General features: G+C 58.5%; 14 protein-coding genes, 1 tRNA gene and 1 pseudogene. 11 read left to right on the plus strand and 5 right to left on the minus strand.

Annotated features, from left to right (window positions below; all coding sequences use genetic code 11):
* Positions 1-2: 2 nt before the first annotated feature.
* The 3 genes from QSK43_RS13760 (at position 3) to QSK43_RS13770 (ending at position 2978) form a co-directional block, all read left to right on the plus strand.
* Positions 3-1052: a polysaccharide deacetylase family protein gene (locus QSK43_RS13760; RefSeq protein ID WP_332303887.1), complete on the plus strand. Its 1050-nt coding sequence runs from the start codon at positions 3-5 to the stop codon at positions 1050-1052.
* A 173-nt stretch (positions 1053-1225) separates the two neighbouring features.
* Positions 1226-2266 (plus strand): four-carbon acid sugar kinase family protein, encoded by a 1041-nt coding sequence (locus tag QSK43_RS13765; RefSeq protein ID WP_332303888.1) that lies wholly within the window; start codon positions 1226-1228, stop codon positions 2264-2266.
* Between the two features lie 4 nt (positions 2267-2270).
* Entirely contained in the window at positions 2271-2978 is a 708-nt protein-coding gene (locus QSK43_RS13770; protein WP_332303889.1) for a FadR/GntR family transcriptional regulator, read from the plus strand.
* Between the two features lie 47 nt (positions 2979-3025).
* On the opposite strand, the gene QSK43_RS13775 is transcribed toward QSK43_RS13770, so the two are convergent.
* Genes QSK43_RS13775 through QSK43_RS13785 form a run of 3 tightly spaced genes read right to left on the minus strand, consistent with a single transcriptional unit; the run spans position 3026 to position 6299 of the window.
* Positions 3026-4153, minus strand: a complete 1128-nt coding sequence (locus QSK43_RS13775; RefSeq protein WP_332303890.1) for an iron-containing alcohol dehydrogenase — start codon at positions 4151-4153, stop codon at positions 3026-3028.
* Positions 4150-5106: a 4-hydroxythreonine-4-phosphate dehydrogenase PdxA gene (gene pdxA / locus QSK43_RS13780; protein WP_332303891.1), complete on the minus strand. Its 957-nt coding sequence runs from the start codon at positions 5104-5106 to the stop codon at positions 4150-4152. Before pdxA ends, QSK43_RS13775 begins: the two co-directional genes overlap by 4 nt.
* Positions 5103-6299 carry a sialidase family protein gene (locus tag QSK43_RS13785; RefSeq protein WP_332303892.1) on the minus strand — a complete coding sequence of 399 codons (1197 nt, stop codon included), beginning with the start codon at positions 6297-6299 and terminating at the stop codon, positions 5103-5105. The genes pdxA and QSK43_RS13785 overlap by 4 nt, the downstream gene beginning before the upstream one ends.
* Positions 6300-6621: 322 nt before the next feature.
* On the opposite strand from QSK43_RS13785, the gene QSK43_RS13790 reads away from it, so the two are divergent.
* The 6 genes from QSK43_RS13790 (at position 6622) to QSK43_RS13815 (ending at position 12862) form a co-directional block, all read left to right on the plus strand.
* Positions 6622-8130 (plus strand): ABC transporter substrate-binding protein, encoded by a 1509-nt coding sequence (locus QSK43_RS13790; RefSeq protein ID WP_332303893.1) that lies wholly within the window; start codon positions 6622-6624, stop codon positions 8128-8130.
* A 77-nt stretch (positions 8131-8207) separates the two neighbouring features.
* The gene (locus tag QSK43_RS13795) at positions 8208-9122 is read left to right on the plus strand and encodes an ABC transporter permease (protein ID WP_332303894.1); all 915 of its coding nucleotides are present in this window, start codon (positions 8208-8210) and stop codon (positions 9120-9122) included.
* A 15-nt stretch (positions 9123-9137) separates the two neighbouring features.
* Complete coding sequence (locus QSK43_RS13800) at positions 9138-10061, plus strand: ABC transporter permease (protein ID WP_332303895.1); 924 nt, start codon at positions 9138-9140, stop codon at positions 10059-10061.
* Positions 10054-11697: an ABC transporter ATP-binding protein gene (locus QSK43_RS13805; protein ID WP_332303896.1), complete on the plus strand. Its 1644-nt coding sequence runs from the start codon at positions 10054-10056 to the stop codon at positions 11695-11697. Before QSK43_RS13800 ends, QSK43_RS13805 begins: the two co-directional genes overlap by 8 nt.
* Entirely contained in the window at positions 11694-12566 is an 873-nt protein-coding gene (locus tag QSK43_RS13810; RefSeq protein ID WP_332303897.1) for a dihydrodipicolinate synthase family protein, read from the plus strand. Before QSK43_RS13805 ends, QSK43_RS13810 begins: the two co-directional genes overlap by 4 nt.
* A 206-nt stretch (positions 12567-12772) precedes the next feature.
* Positions 12773-12862: transfer RNA gene (locus QSK43_RS13815), tRNA-Ser, on the plus strand.
* A gap of 43 nt (positions 12863-12905) precedes the next feature.
* Here the strand turns inward: QSK43_RS13815 and QSK43_RS13820 are convergent.
* Positions 12906-13460, minus strand: a pseudogene (locus QSK43_RS13820) (integrase core domain-containing protein); the annotation flags it as partial.
* A gap of 247 nt (positions 13461-13707) precedes the next feature.
* On the opposite strand from QSK43_RS13820, the gene QSK43_RS13825 reads away from it, so the two are divergent.
* Together QSK43_RS13825 and QSK43_RS13830 are read left to right on the plus strand one after the other, a co-directional pair.
* Positions 13708-14001, plus strand: a complete 294-nt coding sequence (locus QSK43_RS13825) for a hypothetical protein (protein WP_332303898.1) — start codon at positions 13708-13710, stop codon at positions 13999-14001.
* A gap of 134 nt (positions 14002-14135) precedes the next feature.
* Entirely contained in the window at positions 14136-14864 is a 729-nt protein-coding gene (locus tag QSK43_RS13830) for a hypothetical protein (protein ID WP_332303899.1), read from the plus strand.
* A gap of 29 nt (positions 14865-14893) precedes the next feature.
* Here the strand turns inward: QSK43_RS13830 and QSK43_RS13835 are convergent, their stop codons facing one another.
* Positions 14894-15274, minus strand: coding sequence for a hypothetical protein (locus QSK43_RS13835; RefSeq protein WP_332303900.1), 381 nt, complete (start codon positions 15272-15274; stop codon positions 14894-14896).
* Positions 15275-15521: the final 247 nt, after the last annotated feature.

The following is a 15521-nucleotide window of genomic DNA, read 5'->3' on the forward strand; positions in this document are numbered from 1 at the left end:
CGATGGTGTTCTTGCAGTCGGTAAAACGCTCGCTGAAATATGGGGCCATAAGGACGGGGCTGGAGGTTGCTTCCCTGCCGGCGGTTCGCGCGGCTATCCCATTCTTTGCCGGGCGCGGCATGATCTTCACGCTCCATCATGTTCGCCCGGATGCGGATGTTTCGGCTTTTGCGCCGAATGTGCACTTGTCGATCACGCCGCAGTTTCTTGAAGAGGCGATAGTGGCCGCGCTCGAATGCGGTCTTGTGCCCGTTCATCTGCATGATCTGCCGGGTTTGCTCGCCGATAACTCCGAGGGGCGGGCGTTTTGCGCCTTCACGCTGGACGACGGTTATCGCAACAATTCCGAATATGCCGCTCCGGTCTTCCGCAAATACGCCGTTCCCTACACGATTTTCATCACGCCGGGTTTTGTCGAGCGGACGCGCAGCATGTGGTGGGAAACCGCCGCCGCGCTGATGCAAAAGGCGGCGTCCTTCGACTTTGATTTCGGGGCAGGGCCGGAACAGGTGAAATCCTCCAGCCCTTGGCAAAAAGCTGACGCATTCGCGCGTCTGGAAAACTTCGTCCAGGGCTTCGCGGAGGATGAGGCGGTGGAGAGGATCGACCGTACGGCGAGGCAATATGGTATCGATCCGATCGCCATCGTAGACGAACTCGTCATGGATGCGGCCGAACTCAAGGCGTTGTCGGATGATCCCCTGGTTCATCTCGGCGCGCATACCATGACGCATGTGAACATGCGCAAGATCGATGCGGCGCGTCTGGCCTACGAGATCGAGGAATCGACGCGCCGGATAGAGGCCTATGTCGCGCATCGGCCACAATCCTTTTCCTATCCCTATGGCTCGACAAAGGCGGTGGGAGAACGCGAAGCGAATGCGATATTCTCAGCGGGATTTCCCGTGGCGGTCACCACGCAGGCGGGTGTTCTCGGACCCCACAGCCTCGAAACGCCGATGCTTCTGCCGCGCGTGTCGCTGAACGGGCGTTTTCAGAAAAAGCGCTTTGTCAAAGCGCTTATCTCAGGCTTGCCTTTCCGCTTCATCTAGCGACGAAAAGCCGTTCGTCGTCTTTCGTTCCTGATCTTGCCGTTTGACGGATGACGGCCGGCTTGGCTAATCCAGTGGCCCAATTATTTTTGTTATTCACTTCCATTTATGTATTGATTATAAATCAATTTATCGAAGGAAAACATGACAACTTTTTTCTAAGGTTTTCGCCCGTGCTGTTGATTTTTGCCGACGACCTGACCGGCGCGCTTGATGCGGCCGCCCCCTTTGCGGGGCGTGGGCTTTCGACCGAGGTTGCGATCGGTATTGACGGCGTCGGTGCGGCACTGGCGGATGCGCCGGCCGTTCTCAGCGTCAATCTGGGGTGCCGGGATGGCGAGGCGGATGAAGCCCGCCGTCGGACGGAGGAACTTCTGGCGCTGGTTCCGACCGGCACAGTTCTGTTCAAGAAGATCGATTCCCGCCTGAAAGGGCATATCGCTGCGGAAATGGACGCGATTTCCTATCGCCATGCGCTTGTCGTCCCCGCTATTCCGGATTTCGGGCGTATCGTCGTTGGCGGGGCCGTGTCCGGTTTTGGCGTCGATGACGCCATTCCGGTTGATGAAAGACTGGGCGGGCACACCAGCCGCTGCACGATACCCGATACCCGATCCCAGGCGGACATCAGCGAGGCTCTCGTCGCCGGACGGGCAAACGGGGTCGATCTCCTGGTGGGTGCGCGGGGCCTTGCCGAGGCGCTGGCCGAAATGATGGCGGCACGGACTGCGCCTGAACCGGCGACCATTCCCGTGGGCAAGGGGCTTTTCGTCATCGGTTCGCGTGACCCGATCACCGTGGAACAAATTGAAGTCCTCAAGGGTACCGGCTTTGCGTCTGTCATCGATGCATCCAATGGTGTCGTGCCTTCTAAGGCAGGTGATGGCTCTGGCCTGACACTCGTTCAGGCGACACAAGGGACTGAAGATGTTTCGCCGCTCGAGGTTGCCGACCGGCTGGCGCAAGGAGTCGTGCCTCACTTCACGGACAGGGCGACCACGTTGTTGTTGTCCGGCGGGGCCACGGCCGAAGCCGTACTGCGCGGCATGAATATCTCGCGTCTTCGCCTTGCCGGCGAATGCCTGCCCGGTCTCGGTGTCGGCTGGTCCGGCGGCCAATGCTTTATTGCGAAGTCCGGCGGTTTTGGGCAAGCTGACACGTTGAAACGAATTGCGAAAATGATGCTTGGCGAAAATGACGCCGGAGAGAGCTGACCAGATGGGGCTGATGAAAGAAACGGCGCGCAAGGCACTTCCGGACATTATTTTCGAGCGAATGCACCGGGCGATCAAATCCGGCGCCTATAAGCCAGATGAGCGGCTGCCGACCGAACATGAACTGGCCATGGAGTTCGAAGTGTCGAGGCCGGTTGTCCGCGAGGCCCTGCGGCGGTTGCGCGAGCAGGGGTTCATCTATTCCCGAAGAGGCTCGGGCAGCTATGTGCGGGCATTCGGCCTGCGCGAACCGCTGGGCTTCGGTCAGCTGGAAAATGTCGCCGATCTTCTGAACTGTTATGAATTCCGGCTGACGCTGGAGCCGGCAGCGGCGGCTGCGGCCGCCCTGCGGCATGATGGTGAAAGGCTGTCGGCGATCAAAAAGGCGCTGGAGTTGATGCGGGACGCCACCAATCGCCAGTCTCACCGCGAAGATGCCGACTACCAGTTCCACCTCGCCATCGCGCGGGCGGCAAGGAACAGTTATTTCTCGACCGCCATGGAGGCTCTGAAAGACCACATCGCGGTTGGAATGAAGTTTCACGGCATGTCGGTGAAGCGCGAGGCATCCGGCCTCACGCGCGTGTTTGCCGAGCATGAGGCGATTGCGAATGCGATTGCTGATGGCGATGCGGAGGGCGCGCGGCGGTTGATGCTGGAGCATCTGACGGGATCGCGCGATCGCCTGTTCGAATCCTCGCATACGGATTGATAAAGTGACGGCAAACCGATGCGCGCGACTGCGCATCGGATTTTCCCTCAGAAGGCGCGGCGGTAAATGCCGAGCACGTCCTCGAGGCTCATATCGATGGGATTGTTGTCCATCAGTCGGCGGATTGCGTGCGCGTCTTCGGCATAACGGGAAAGATCGCTTTCGCTTGCTCCGTGCCTGGCGAGTGACATTTCAATGCCGAGGCCGGCGCAGAAATCCGTCGCCGCCTTGCGAAGGTCATCAGGTGAAAGATGCTCGCGAAGCCCGAGCGCTCCGGCCACTTCCGCTGTCTTTGCCGAAACCGCAGGCTGATTGAAGGCCAGAACATGCGGGAAGACGATGGCGTTCGCCAATCCGTGCGGCAGGTTGAGAAGCGTGCCCAGCGGATAAGCGATGGCGTGACCGGCCGCCGTATTGACCGGGCCAAGGCAGATGCCGCCATAATAGGAGGCCAGCATCATTCCTTCCCGCGCTTCGGTATCGCCGCCATCACGAACGGCGCGCGCCAGATATTTGCCCACCAGCGCAAAACCCATGCGAGCGAAACCGTCGATCATCGGATGGGCCTTGCGGTTGGTAAAAGCCTCCACACAATGGGCCATAGCGTCCACCCCCGTTGCCGCCGTAACGGCTGGTGGCACGGAATAGGTGAGTTCCGGATCGAGAATGGCGAAATCCGCGATCAGATAAGGGCTTTCGACCGCGATCTTACTGCCCTTGATGGGATCGGTGATGAGCGATCGGATGCCGGCTTCCGACCCGGTTCCGGCGGTGGTGGCGATCTGCACGAGCCTTGTGTTGCGCCCGGCAACCCGGTTGGGTCCAGCCACATCCTCCAGCGTCTGAGTGGAACTCCAGAGTGCGGCGACCAGCTTTGCCACATCCATCACCGAACCGCCGCCGAGGCCGATGATGAGATCGGGTTTGGCAGCGCGCGCCGCCGCCAGTGCGGCATCAAGCGTTGCCGTGTCCGGCTCGCCGGGAATGGCGTCGAAAACGGTGAAAGCGCCCTGCAATTGCAGCCGCTCAGCGAATTTCGCAGTCAGCGGCGTGGCGATCACCAGGGTCGATGCGGTTTCGCCGGCCCAGACGCCGACCTGTGAAATGGTGCCAGCGCCAATTGCGAGCCTGCGCGGCTGGTGGATGAGAATGGAAGCTGTGGACATGGTGCTCATCCTTTCGCGCTCTTGCCCGCCACGAGCTTGCGCGCATAGGCGATGGCCTCTTTCATGTTGCCGTGATTGGCGATGCCTTTGCCGGCAATGTCGAAGGCGGTGCCGTGATCGACGGAGGTACGATCTATCGGCAGATCGACAGAAACGTTGACGGCGGTATCGAAGGCCACGAGCTTGATGGGGATGTGGCCCTGATCGTGATATTGCGCAACGACGAGATCGAAAGCGCCCGAGTAGGCCCGGTGGAACACGGTATCGGCAGAAATCGGCCCCTGCACCTCGATGCCTTCGGCGCGCGCAGCTGCAACAGCCGGCGCAATCTGGTCGTCGTCCTCGGTGCCGAACAGGCCGTTTTCGCCGCAATGCGGATTGATGCCGGCAACTGCGATACGCGGACGCTCGTAACCGATGCGCTTCAGATGGGCATCGCCGGCGCGGATCGTCGCCAGCACCCGTTCCGTGGTGGCGCGGCGAATGGCTTCCTGCAGGGAAACATGGGTCGAGACGTGAATGACCTTCAGTCGTTCGGAGGCAAGCAGCATATAGGCCGCCGAAGAGCCGGTCAGGCTGCGCAGCATGCCGGTGTGCCCGTCATAATGGTGGCCTGCGAGGTTTAAGGCTTCCTTGTTGATCGGCGCGGTGACGATGCAGCCGATTGCACCTGCTTCGGCATCGCGAACGGCCTTCTCAATGAAACGGAAGGCGGCGTTACCGGCCACGGGTGATAGCGTGCCCCAGGGCAGCGGCGCGCCTTCCACAGGCAGGTTGACAACATGGCCGGTGAGATCGATGTCGACGCCAAGTGCCTGCCGCGCCGCTTCCAGTGTGGCGAGGTTGCCGTAAATCCGCGTCGCTGCGCGATCTGTGGCGGACATTTCGGCGAGTGCGCGGACGGTGATTTCCGGGCCGACGCCGCAGGGGTCACCCATGGTGATGCCAATGATGTTGCTCATCTTTCTCTCCTGTCCTCGGCGTCTGCCCAGCCGGGCGCCAGCCGGACATATTTGATTGCGCGGCGATGATAGGTGTAGCTTGCGTGCAGCGTACCGTCCGGTGCCTCCAGAAGCCATGGATAGGACATTTCCAGATTGCGGCCGTCCGTCGAATCGTTCGACAGGCAGGTGCCCGGCCCGTCCTCGATCAGGATTCGGGCGGGAAAGCTGCGGCCGTCGTCATCAGACAGGCAGATGGAGACCGGCGCGCGCGGCACTCCCCAGACGGGCACACATCCGCCGCTCGGATCGGCATCCGGCCTGTCGTCTTCTTCCCCCAGTTCGTCATAAAGCGAGGCGCGCCTGTCACTCGATTGCGCGGCGTTAACGGGGTTGCAGATCATTGCCAGCCTGCCGTCACCGAGCCTGATAGCGGCGATGGAGGAATTATTGTTAGGCACATCGGTCGGCTGCGGCTGTGACCAGGAGCGGCCACCATCGGCGCTTTCCGTGCGGTAAACGAAATCGGCCTGGCGGCGGCGGAAAAAAGCGGAGTATTGCGTATCCGCGCCCGCAACCGGGCTCATATGCACGCAGCCGGTCGAGCCCGCCAGCTCCTGCAATTGCCATGTCGCGCCATTGTCCTTGGATATGCCGAGCGCTGCCGTATCGTGGCTGCCGTTCCATTTCTGGCCGGGGCGCTGGACGCAGCGGAAGATCGGCAGCAACCAGGCGCCGTCATCGCGGATGCGGAGCGGTGCGCGCACGAAACAGCCTTTCGGAAGGTCGAGAAAACGGCCTTCATCGGAGGACAGTTTTTCCGGTGCAGCCGGGTCGCGGACGACCCGCGCCATGCGGATGCGGCATTCGTCCTGATTGCCGGAGGGCTGGGAGGTATGAAACAGCCAGAGAACGCCGTCCGGAGCGTTGAAAAGAACCGGGTTTTGCTCGGAATGGGCAGGGTCTTGGCTCAGGCGTTGCGGTGTGCCCCAGCGGGTTGCACCTGATGTCAACACCGACGCGAAGATCGAGATATCTGATTTTCCCTCCAGCGTGCCGCCGAACCATGCACACAATAGGGTGCCGTCATCCAGCAGGTGCAGGAAGCTCGCGTGGTTCTGGATCATCGGTGACGGCAGGAACGCTTCGTGCCGGTTTTCTGAAACGGCATGGATGGCTCCGGTCATGGCGTGAGCGATGTCATCAGGGGTCATCGTGGTCTCCTCTTGCCTGATGGAAATGACATATTCGAAAAGTTGTCAAGTTTATTTGATGAAAAATTTGCGTGGAAATTTTTCAGTTTATGCGTCTACCAAATTGTTTTTTATTGATAAAACAAGGAATATCTTTTCAGATAAAAAATGAGGATGAAAAATAAATTGACAAAAAACGTTTGAACGTCAATGCTCTGCTTACGGGTGGAGGAGACAATCATCCGCACGCCATGCTCCTGAATGAAGGGGACGGGTTATTTTTTAGATACCCCTTGCGGCGCGCCGCCATGTTGCTGAATTTCTGATCTGGGAGGAGAACGGAATGAAGAAGTCATTGATTGCGGGCGCCCTGGCCATGGGTTGCCTCAGCGCCGTCGTATCGCCGGCGTTTTCGGCGTCGGGGCCGATCAAGATCGTGCTGGCGGAAGAGGCGGACCTGCTCGAGCCTTGTATGGCGACCCGCTCCAACATCGGCCGTATCATCATGGAGAACGTCAGCGAGACGCTGACGGAGCTTGATGTGCGCGGCAAGAACGGCGTGCAGCCGCGCCTCGCTGAAAAATGGGAACAGAATGCGGACGGAAGCTGGCGTTTCCATCTGCGTGAGGGTGTGAAGTTTTCCGACGGCACAGCCTTCGACGCCAAGGATGTCAAGCATAGCTTCGAGCGCATCATGAGCGACAAGAACGCCTGCGAATCCCGCCGTTATTTCGGCGGTATGAGCGTTACCCCGACGATCGTCGACGACCACACGATCGACTTCAAAACCGAACCGGCCCAGCCGATTCTTCCGCTGTTGATGTCGCTCGTCACCATCGTTCCCGAAGAAACCAAGATGGAATTCATCCGCGAGCCTGTCGGCACCGGACCTTACAAGCTGACCAACTGGACGCCAGGCCAGCAGATCGTTCTGACCGCGCGCGACGATTATTGGGGCACCAAGCCGCAGGTGACGGAAGCGACCTATCTTTTCCGCGCCGATCCTTCGGTGCGCGCCGCCATGGTGCAGACCGGCGAGGCCGATCTTTCACCTTCCATTTCCCAGCTTGACGCCACAAATGCAAAGACCGACTTTTCCTATCTCGACAGCGAGACGGTCTATATGCGCCTCGATCACAACATCGCGCCGCTGAACGATGTTCGGGTGCGCCGCGCTCTCAATCTCGCCATCGATCGGCAAGCCTTCCTCGGTACGCTGGTTCCCGAAGGTGCTGTGCTGGCGACAGCGCTCGTTCCGCCGACTACGCTTGGCTGGAACCCCGACGTCAAGGTGTTCCCCTATGATCCAGAGGGCGCAAAGAAGCTGCTTGAGGAAGCCAAGGCTGCCGGCGTGAAGGTGGATACGCCGATCACGGTCATCGCACGCACGGCGAACTTTCCGAACGTCACCGAGATCATGGAAGCGATCCAACAACAATTGCAGGAAGTCGGCTTCAAGATCGATCTGAAATTCGTGGAAGTGGCCGAACACGAAAGCTACTATTCCAAGCCATTCAAGGAAGGCCGGGGACCGCAGATCGTCGCCGCCATGCACGATAATTCCAAGGGTGACCCGTCCTTCACCATGTTCTTCAAATATGCCACCAAGGGCACGCAGTCCGGCTTTTCGGACCCCAAGGTGGACGACCTGATCGAACGTGCATCCGCAGCCGTCGGTGACGAGCGCGCCAAGCTCTGGTCCGAACTCATCGCCTACCTGCACGACGACGTGGTGGCGGATGTGCTGCTGTTCCACATGGTCGGCTTCTCGCGTGTCTCCGAGCGGCTGGACTTCAAGCCCACCATCGCCACCAACTCGATGCTGCAGCTTTCGGAAATCGGCATCAAGTAAAGCCTTTGTCCTATCAGCCAAAGAGCGGCGGCGGAGCTTGAGCTTCGCCGCCCTCGTTGAAAAACCGGAGGCAACCCATGCTGAGCTTCATCCGAAAACGTTCCGTTGCGAGCCTGATCTCCCTGATCGGCCTTATCGTGATGGTTTTTTTCCTGTCCCGCCTGACGGGAGACCCGGCCGCACTGTTTTTGCCGGTGGAGGCTTCGGAGGAGTTGAAGCAGCAGTTTCGCGCGCTGCATGGGCTGAACGATCCGCTGATGGTGCAGTTTCTGCGCTATGCAGGCGATGTGATGACTGGGGATCTGGGCGAATCGCTTCGAAAAGCCCGCCCGGCGCTGGATGTGGTGCTTGAGGCTTTCGTCTGGACATTGTGGCTTGCGGTGATCACCATGTCGCTGGTCACCAGCGCGGCCATCGTCGTCGGTTCGCTTGCGGCTTTCCGGTCCGGTGGCTTTTTCGACCGCATGGCCTCAACCGTCTCGCTCATCGGCGCCTCTGTACCGGATTTCTGGCTGGCGATCGTGGCGATCGTGGTATTTTCCGTCAATCTCGCCTGGCTGCCCACATCAGGCACCGGCTCGGTGCTGCACTGGATCTTGCCGATCTCGGTCCTGTTCGTGCGCCCCTTCGGCATCATCGTGCAGGTGGTGCGCGGCTCGATGATCGGCGCGCTGTCGTCGGCCTATGTCAAAACGGCGCGCGCCAAGGGGGTGAAATCGGGCCCGGTCATCTTCGTGCATGCCTTGCGCAACGCCATGCTGCCGGTCATCACCGTCATCGGCGATCAGGCGGCAAGCCTCCTTAACGGTGCAGTTATCGTCGAAACCATTTTCGGATTTCCCGGTGTCGGCAAGTTGATGATCGACTCCATTCTTCAGCGTGATTTCAACGTCGTGCTGGCCGCCATTCTTATCACGGCGCTTGCGATCTTCCTGATGAACCTTCTGATCGATATCGCCTATGCGCTCCTCGATCCGCGTATCCGGCACTGAGGAGACCGTTCAGCCATGAGCCTTTTGAACGCCGACACCGAAATCGTGGACGAACCGCCCTTTGCAACACGCATGCTGCGCATGTTGTGGGCCGATAAATTTGCGCTCTGCGCCGCGATCTTCCTTCTCGTCATCGTCATCCTTGCCTTTGTCGGGCCGGCATGGCTCGGCGATCTGGCGACGAAACAGAACCTGCGCGGGCGCAACCTTGCTCCGTTCGACTGGCAGCGCGAGTGGTATTTCTGGCTGGGGGCGGATGCGCTCGGCCGCTCGCTCTTCGCGCGTATCATCGCCGCCACGCAAAACACGATGATGATCGCCGCCGGTGCCGTTCTTCTCTCCGCCGTAACCGGCACCGTGCTCGGCCTGATCGCGGGTTTTTCCTCCGCCCGCACCGGACAGATCATCATGCGGCTCGCGGATGTGATCATGTCGTTTCCGTCGTTGTTGATCGCGGTCATCGTGCTTTATCTGCTTGGTTCCTCCATCCTCAACCTGATGCTGGTGCTGGCGATCACCCGCATCCCGGTTTACATCCGCACCACAAGGGCGGAGGTGCTGGAGGTGCGGGAACGCATGTTCGTGCAGGCGGCACGTGTGATGGGCGCATCGGGAAAACGCATCCTGTTCCGGCACATCCTGCCCGTCGTGCTGCCGACGCTGACGACGCTTGCAACGCTTGATTTCGCCTATGTGATGCTGGCGGAAAGTGCGCTGTCTTTCCTCGGCATCGGCATTCAGCCGCCGGAAATCACCTGGGGCCTGATGATCTCGCAGGGGCGGCAATACCTCACCAATGCCTGGTGGCTGTCCTTCTGGCCGGGTCTTGCCATCATCCTCACCACCCTGTCGCTCAACCTGCTTTCCAACTGGCTGCGCATCGCGCTCGACCCCGTGCAGCGCTGGCGGCTGGAAATGAAAGGCCGCAAGAATGGCTGACCATCTTCTCGACGTGCGCAACCTTTCCGTGGAGTTTCACACCGCAAGCGGTGTCGTTCATGCGGTGAAGGAGGTTTCCTACCACATTGATCGCGGTGAAACGCTGGCGATCCTCGGCGAAAGCGGCTCGGGCAAATCGGTGTCGGCCTCGGCCATCATGAACCTCATCGACATGCCGCCCGGGCGTATCAGCGGCGGCCAGATATTGCTTGAGGGCAAAGACCTTCTGACAATGCCAGCCGAGGCGCGCCGCGAGATCAACGGCCGGCGCGTCGCCATGATTTTTCAGGATCCGCTCAGCCACCTCAACCCCGTCTATACTGTTGGTTGGCAAATCCGCGAGGCGATGACCACCCATGGAATGGACAAGGCAAAGGCTGAAACGGAGGCGAGACGGCTCGTCGCGCGCGTTGGTATTCCCGATCCGGACGGGGCCTTGAAGAAATATCCGCACGAATTTTCCGGTGGCCAGCGCCAGCGTGTGATGATTGCCATGGCTCTGGCGCTCAGACCCGATCTGTTGATCGCCGACGAGCCCACCACAGCGCTTGACGTGACGGTGCAGGCCGAGGTGCTGTCGTTGCTCAAGGAATTGCAGCGCGAAACCGGCATGGCTGTGCTCATCATTACCCACGATCTCGGCGTCGTCGCCGAAATCGCCGACCGGGTCGTGGTGATGGAAAAGGGTGTGCTGGTGGAGACCGGCACGGTTCGCGAGGTTTACCGCAATCCGCAGCATCCCTATACCCGCAAGCTCATCAGTGCCGCGCCCGGCAGGGGCGAAATGCATGAGCCGCAGGCTGCCGGCGAACCGCTTCTTCGCGTGCGTGATGTGCGTAAACGCTACGGCGCGTTCGAGGCGCTGAAGGGTGTTTCTTTCGATCTCATGGCCGGCGAAACCATCGCCGTCGTCGGCGAAAGCGGTTCCGGCAAATCGACGCTCGCGCGCATTCTGCTGCGGCTTGACGAGCCGGATGCGGGCAGCGCCGAATGGAAGGGGCGTGACCTTTTCAAGCTTTCACCTGCGGAACTCTTTGCGCTCAGGCGCGATCTGCAGATGGTGTTTCAGGATCCAACCCAGTCGCTCAATCCCCGCATGAGCGTGTTTCAGCTGATCTCCGAAGCCTGGGTCATCCATCCGGACATATTGCCCAAGGCAAGATGGCGCGAGCGGGTTACGGAATTGCTGCATCAGGTCGGCCTTTCGCCTGAACATATGCGCCGTTATCCGCATCAGTTCTCCGGCGGCCAGCGGCAGCGGATCGCCATCGCCCGCGCTTTGGCGCTGGAGCCGAAGCTCATCATCTGCGACGAGGCGGTCTCGGCGCTCGATGTCTCGGTTCAGGCGCAGGTCATAGCGCTTCTGGACAAGCTGCGTCGCGAAATGGGTCTTTCTTTCATCTTCATCGCGCATGACCTGCCGGTGGTTCGGGATTTTGCCGATCGCGTCATGGTGATGCAGCGGGGCGAAGTGGTGGAATTCGGTACGGTCCGGCAGGTTTTCGAGGCGCCACGCGAGGCCTATACCCGTGCGCTTCTTTCGGCCAGCCTCGATCCGGACCCCAATATGCAGTCCACGCATCGTCTGGCCGACGTCGGCCACACTATTGGAAATCCAAGCGGAGTTCTTTCATGAACAAACAAGCCTTCGTCGCGCTCGTCACCTGTTTCAACGAGGACGAAACAATCAATTACGAAGCAACCCGCGCGCAGGTGCGCCGCCAGGTGGCGGCCGGCAACAATATCATGTGCGCCGGTACCAATGGCGATTTCACCGCGCTGACGCATGAGGAGAAGGTCCGGCTGACCGAAGAGGTGGTGGATGAGGTGGCGGGCCGCGCCAGGGTCATCGTCAATGCCGGCATGCCCGCCACTTTCGAAACCCTGCAACTCGCCAAGGCCTTCGACCGTATCGGTGTCGACGGTATTGCCGTCATCACGCCTTTCTTCATCGCCTGCACGCAGGACGGGCTGATCCGCCATTTCTCAACGGTGGCCGACGCCGTCGAAACACCGGTCTATCTCTACGATATTCCGGCCAGAACCCAGAACCACATAGAGCCGGAGACCGCGCGCAAACTCGCGGCCCATGGCAATATCGCCGGCATCAAGGATTCCGGCGGCGCACAGCAGACGCTGGAGGCCTATCTTCAGGTGGCAAAGGAAATGCCAGGTTTCGAGGTCTATTCCGGTCCGGATCATCTCGTTCTCTGGTCGTTGCAGAACGGTGCCGCAGGCTGCATTTCCGGCCTGGGCAATGCGCTACCGGATGTGCTCGCGGGCATTCTCAGTGCCTTCAACACGGGCGATATCGCTGAGGCGGAACGCCAGCAGGCGATTTACACCGCGTTTCGCACCGATCTCTACGCACTCGGTTTTGCACCTGCCATGGTCAAGCGTTCGCTCTACCTTCAGGACCCGTCCGTTGGCGCCAGCCGGCAACCCGCCCTGCTGCCGGATCAGGAACAGGATAAACAGATCCTGGAAATCTTACGGCGTTATTAACGTCCGGCACACCATGGCCGATGTGGCGCGCGCGGGTGACCGCGCCTGTCCGCCACCTGAAAAATATTCGAAAAAATGGCCAAAAGGCGAAGCTCCTCTCCAGCCCCGGTTACGACGAACAATTTGTGACACAAACACGAAATTCCCCTTGTCAGCCCCGCTATTGATGTTTATGAGGAGCGCGCAACGCAAGCGTTCGCGCATGCGGAGAGGTGGCAGAGTGGTCGAATGCACCGCACTCGAAATGCGGCATACCTGCAAGGGTATCGTGGGTTCGAATCCCACCCTCTCCGCCATCAGTTTCTTGTCCGGACCGAAGACATAGGTAACAGTTTGTCCCTAAGACATAGGTGACAATCTCGTGCCGAACGGATTGTCGATGGTTTGCAGCGTTCGCTGTTCCAGATCGATATAGCCTAGATCATACTGCATGAAGCTGACGAGCCAAATGCCGTCTTCCACCTCTTTTAGTCCCAGTTTTTGTCCGGCCAGAACGGTCGATATGTTGATCTTCTTTCGATAGAGGCAGGCACGCCCACAATTGGTGACGATGATGTCGCGATCGTGGAAGGGATAATCGATCTCTGGCAAGCCGATGCAGGGGCGCAAAGAGGCGCTGTAGAGATCGGCAGGCACTTTCATACCGATCGCTTCATGCGGTCTCTCACCATTGAATTCGCTGACGAATGCATCGAAGCGCGCCTGTTGCTGGAGAAGGTTTCGTCCAGGCGGTCGGGTTGCCTCCTTCTTCAATGTCAGATGCATACGCTCATGCCGGCCGTTCTGTTGAGGGTGGCCTGGCTTGATACGTTCGATCGCGATGCCGAGCCTCAACCAGAAGACCGACAGCTTCGACAGATTGTAAAGCCCGTTGGGTGAGGCAAAAGGCAGCCCGACTGCCGCCATGGGAACCGGTTTTACGAGGGGATGGAAGCCGGACGCTGACCGAAATGCCGGGTGAAGGAGCGTATCTGCTTTCGGACTACGGCGGCGAGCCAGTCGGTGTCATATGCGAAGAATGCGAGCTGCTGAAATTCATAAGCTCAGGCGAGCTCATGATTGAGTTTGGCGACCTATCGACCTATCGACGCCACCGATGCTGCGGCACATTTCGCAGGAAGTAATCAAATGCGCAAAGCCAATGGAAGGCTTTTCGGGGCGCTGTATGCTTCATTACCACGCACGCTCCGGCAGCCAGATCGAAGCATTGAAACAAGCGAAGCCGCTGGCCGTTAGAGTGAAGGAAATTCGAAACTGGGAGATTGTCGTTGCCAAGTGCAACTACTGCGGTCACGTTTCGAATATCCCGCACTGGCAACTGAACCGCGTGGCGAAGATCGACACGACCGTGAACGAGATTGCCAAGCGACTGAAATGCAAACGATGCAGCGTGAAGAGCGATGTGAAAATCACCATAGCCAAGATGCCGAGGTAAGCATGTGCAACTAGGCCAACAAGACCGACGACGGCATTCACGAGAATCACTGGTGTGAGCATCCGGGCGGTCGTAAATGGGGTGGCTTCGGCTGGTAGAGACGGGCGCAGGGACAAAATTCATCGGAGGCGCGTATGCGTTGGTACAAGCGGTTATGCTTTTGCGACCTCTCCGTTGCGGCCAGGATATTTCTAACTTGGTTTGTCAGCGTGGTTTTCTGCTGCCTCGTAACCACCCGCACATATGCATCTGACTCCGACAAGGATGCCTCAATCAACGCGGTCCTCGAGTCGTACATCCTGCGTGCGGCCAAAAAAGGTTCTTTTGACTACAGGTCGCCAACTTTTATCAACGTAAGAGCGGGAACTGGCAGTGAACCACTGTTTGAATATATAACTGAGTGGTACAAGTTTTATGCTGAATTCTTTTCTTTTACGCAGGAAGAAAGCAGAAGCAATATTGCAATACTCATTGGAAAAGACGTTTTGAAAGAGGCGAAATCTGGTAAAATCACAGGTTTTGGATCCAGTTTCAATGTTGTAAATACTAGTAACGACTACTGTTATGTCGGCGCAATAAATGAAAATAATTCTGAGGACATTTACCGTGAAGCATCAATTTTGATCGACCCAAGCATGGGTGGTGATACACGCGAATGCCTCCTAGAATCTTTCGTAAGGCTTTTCGGCTTTCATTTTTCTCTTGCACTCTTCCTTGACGCGAACCCCCTTTATGACAAAGCGATTACAGGCAAGCCGATAGATGAAGCGCAACTGAAAGCATTTCAGATTAGAGAGAAGTGCCGACTTTCCGTTGAAACTGCCGGTTTCGAGGTCTGTGTCCGTAAGGAAGTAGGAGACTGACTTTGCCGATCCGAGCCGCGCTGCATCGGTTAGGTATCCGGACGACGGGCTTCGAATGCTTCTGTCCACGCCGCTAGCTGCTTTTCTTTTGCATCGGCGCTTTTGAAGTTTCCGAACTGCATGCTCAGTGCAATCCAAAACCATCGAAAAACCCAAGGTGCGACCATGAACAGAAACGCCACGGCAGGGATGACCATAATCAGGTAGGCGACTGTCTCGCTCACCCCCAGGGCTAACAACAGTGCGTATGTCAGGCCGACCGGCAAACAAGCCGAAATATACAGAACCATTATCATCAGCATGATCGGTGGAGGCCGAATGATAGCTGATAGGCTCCGACTGAAACGCAGCGCCCACAGTTCACATCGATGACGGTGGTATGTGATAAGCTGCCAAAGATTCTGGATCATCTGTTAATTGCCCCTGCGTTTCCCCAAAATCAGGATATCTTCAGAAGTCACTTCAAACCGCAAGCGCCCAAACTTCTTTTTGGCCTCCCTAATGAAAATTCTAGTTGAGTTGACTCGACTCCAATCTCTCTGCGTGTTTTTGTAATCACGGGGACGTTACTGGGGGCTTTTTTTTTGACAATTGTTTATTTGAGGGTGCTCGGCGCCCTGCTCATCTCGTGCGCCTTGAGCGCATGCACAACTTCGC

This window comes from Rhizobium sp. GR12, from assembly GCF_036596185.1.
Lineage (GTDB): Bacteria > Pseudomonadota > Alphaproteobacteria > Rhizobiales > Rhizobiaceae > Agrobacterium > Agrobacterium nepotum.

Bases quoted from the DNA above. Each gene is read 5' to 3' on its own strand.
- QSK43_RS13760 (WP_332303887.1), top strand. From the start codon at position 3: ATGGTGTTCTTGCAGTCGGTAAAACGCTCGCTGAAATATGGGGCCATA.
- QSK43_RS13770 (WP_332303889.1), top strand. From the start codon at position 2,271: ATGGGGCTGATGAAAGAAACGGCGCGCAAGGCACTTCCGGACATTATT.
- QSK43_RS13775 (WP_332303890.1), bottom strand. From the start codon at position 4,153: ATGAGCACCATGTCCACAGCTTCCATTCTCATCCACCAGCCGCGCAGG.
- pdxA (WP_332303891.1), bottom strand. From the start codon at position 5,106: ATGAGCAACATCATTGGCATCACCATGGGTGACCCCTGCGGCGTCGGC.
- QSK43_RS13785 (WP_332303892.1), bottom strand. From the start codon at position 6,299: ATGACCCCTGATGACATCGCTCACGCCATGACCGGAGCCATCCATGCC.
- QSK43_RS13790 (WP_332303893.1), top strand. From the start codon at position 6,622: ATGAAGAAGTCATTGATTGCGGGCGCCCTGGCCATGGGTTGCCTCAGC.
- QSK43_RS13795 (WP_332303894.1), top strand. From the start codon at position 8,208: ATGCTGAGCTTCATCCGAAAACGTTCCGTTGCGAGCCTGATCTCCCTG.
- QSK43_RS13800 (WP_332303895.1), top strand. From the start codon at position 9,138: ATGAGCCTTTTGAACGCCGACACCGAAATCGTGGACGAACCGCCCTTT.
- QSK43_RS13805 (WP_332303896.1), top strand. From the start codon at position 10,054: ATGGCTGACCATCTTCTCGACGTGCGCAACCTTTCCGTGGAGTTTCAC.
- QSK43_RS13810 (WP_332303897.1), top strand. From the start codon at position 11,694: ATGAACAAACAAGCCTTCGTCGCGCTCGTCACCTGTTTCAACGAGGAC.
- QSK43_RS13825 (WP_332303898.1), top strand. From the start codon at position 13,708: ATGGAAGGCTTTTCGGGGCGCTGTATGCTTCATTACCACGCACGCTCC.
- QSK43_RS13830 (WP_332303899.1), top strand. From the start codon at position 14,136: ATGCGTTGGTACAAGCGGTTATGCTTTTGCGACCTCTCCGTTGCGGCC.
- QSK43_RS13835 (WP_332303900.1), bottom strand. From the start codon at position 15,274: ATGATCCAGAATCTTTGGCAGCTTATCACATACCACCGTCATCGATGT.